We start from the raw sequence: 2,456 nt of genomic DNA, 5'->3' as shown, positions 1-2,456 counted from the left end.
TGTATATGGTAACTTAAAAGTGAGCCACAATGACAGTTGAAAACTGAGCCACTTTTGATAGACAATAACCCTAACGAAGTTGGGGGGATATCAGGAGTGATTACATTGAAAAAGAAACAATTAGTTCTTCAAAAGTATCTAGAAGGTGTAAGTAAGAGAAAAATTGCTAAGAACGTAAAAGTATCAAGAAATACAGTAGATAAGTATATCCGAGAGTTTGAACTAAGTAGAGGTGAGGATGTTCGTGATCTACCGATCACAGAGGATATAATAAAGTTGCCTACCTATAAGAAAAGGACAGGTAGAAAGCGGGCATTGACGGAAGAAATAAAGGAAGTTCTACTTGGATATATAAAAGATAATGCCTGGAAACGAAATCATTATATGCATAAGCAGCAAATGAAAATGATCGATATGCATGAGAAATTAGTAGATACGGGATATGCCATTGGCTATACGACGATACGTAACTTTGTAAATGCGGAAGTTGCAAAAACAAAAGAAGTATTTATTCGAAGGTATTGTGAACCAGGTTTTGAGGTCGAATTTGATTGGGGGCAAGTCAAACTTGAAGTTAATGGGGAGTTGAAAAATTATTCGCTTGCGGTATTCACATTGGCCCATAGTAATTATCGGTTTGCCAAAATCTATCAATCTGAATCGCAAGTTTGCGTACTAGATGTTCATTCGAAATTTATTGAGCATATCGGTTTTGTACCTTCGGTATTTACCTATGACAACATGAGAACAGTGGTTAAATCCTTTGTGGGAACAGAGAAGGCTATAACAGATAGCATGATTAACATATCTAATTATTATCAATTTAAAATTCGATTATGTGAGCCTCGTAAAGGGAACGAAAAGGGGCACGTCGAACGCAGTGTAGAGTTTATTAGAAGAAAGGCATTCTCATCTGAATTTTCTTTTTCCAGCCTAGTTGAAGTCGAGGAACATTTATTGAGCACGTTACAGCGTATAAATGGACGGTTGCATTATAAAGAGAACATTAAACACACTGATTTAATGGAGGAGGAGAAAAAGGTAGCAAAACAAACAATAGCCATTACGCCATTTGATGGGGCCGATTTAGTTGAATGCCACGTGGATAAATATAGTTCAGTTGTCATTAAACAAAATCACTATTCGGTCCCAGAGGGACACGTTGGAAAATGGATTAAAGCAAAAGTGGGAGCTGAAAAGATAAAGTTATTTATTGAAGGGGATCTTGTTGCTGAGCATTCACGTAATTGGGGGCTACATCAATGGGAAATGAATATTTACCATTATTTGAACACATTTCAAAAGAAAAAAGGTGCCATCGCTCAAAGTGAATGTTTGAAGCAGGCACCTAATCAAATTAAAAAATTATACAACCATTATTATATCGGAAAAGAGAAAGATTTCATAGAGTTACTCTTCTATATGAAAGAAAAGAACAATCTGAGTCGTGTCATGGAGGCAATTGGAGAACTAAAAAATATTCGTTTTGATTATGTGAACACAGAAAGAATCCTTTTCATTTGTGAGCAATCTACTCCTTCAGGAGTAAGTTCCTTAGAGGTAGATGATACCTTGAAACAATCTGAAAGTAATATTAAGGCATATGCGCTCCTGTTTAATCAACCTAAAGAGGAAGAAGGAGTGGGCTCATGAATAATAAAAAACAACAAGTTATTGATATTTGTAAGGATTTGCGATTACCAAGCATTCGCAAGATGGTTCAAAATGAAACGGATTTCAAATATCCTGAACAAGCATTTGATGTATTGCATCAAGTTCTTATCCAAGAAAAAGGTGATCGTCTGGTACGCGCTAAATACAATCGTATACGGGCAGCAAACTTCCCTGAGAAAAAGTTATTGGAGGAATTAGAAGAAGAAGCATTACCAGATGATGCGAAACGGAAATTACCACATTTGAAATCGTTGGATTTTATAAAAGAGGGTCAAAATATCATTTTAACGGGATCACCAGGTACGGGGAAATCTCATATTGCGGTAGGGCTTGGGATAGAAGCCTGTATGGCTGGTTATAGGGTATATTTTGCGACTGTATCATCATTAATCAATCAGCTTAAGGAATGTCTTTCTGAACGCACACTGCGGGCATTTGAATTAAAATTTGAAAAGTATGACCTGGTTATTATTGACGAGCTAGGCTATATATCATTTGATAAAGACGGTGCTGAACTTTTTTTCTCGCACCTATCGCTACGTGCTGGTAGAAAGTCTACAATTATAACGAGTAACTTATCTTTTTTGAAATGGCAAGAGGTCTTTCACGATCCAGTATTGACAGCAGCGCTAACAGATAGACTCACACATAAATCACATGTTTTAAATATGAATGGTGTTTCTTATCGGATGAAAGAAACGGAAAAATGGATGAAAATGAACGAAGGTTAAGTGGCTCAAAATTAAATTGCGAAATGGCTCACTTTTCACTTGCGAAATACA

General features: G+C 36.3%; 2 protein-coding genes. Both read left to right on the top strand.

Annotated features, from left to right (window positions below; all coding sequences use genetic code 11):
- Positions 1-105: 105 nt before the first annotated feature.
- The gene (gene istA, locus ACOI1D_RS21330) at positions 106-1,653 is read left to right on the top strand and encodes an IS21 family transposase (RefSeq protein WP_422504198.1); all 1,548 of its coding nucleotides are present in this window, start codon (positions 106-108) and stop codon (positions 1,651-1,653) included.
- Complete coding sequence (istB, locus tag ACOI1D_RS21325; RefSeq protein ID WP_422504197.1) at positions 1,650-2,405, top strand: IS21-like element helper ATPase IstB; 756 nt, start codon at positions 1,650-1,652, stop codon at positions 2,403-2,405. The genes istA and istB overlap by 4 nt, the downstream gene beginning before the upstream one ends.
- Positions 2,406-2,456: the final 51 nt, after the last annotated feature.

This window comes from Virgibacillus sp. DJP39 (assembly GCF_049310925.1).
In the GTDB taxonomy this organism is placed as follows: Bacteria; Bacillota; Bacilli; order Bacillales; family Amphibacillaceae; genus Virgibacillus_F.
Note: the sequence above shows the minus strand (reverse complement) of the source record. Positions and strands in the feature narration are given on the sequence as shown.

What these genes read in the sequence shown, in the direction of transcription:
- istB (WP_422504197.1), top strand. Translation starts at nt 1,650, where the DNA reads ATGAATAATAAAAAACAACAAGTTATTGATATTTGTAAGGATTTGCGA.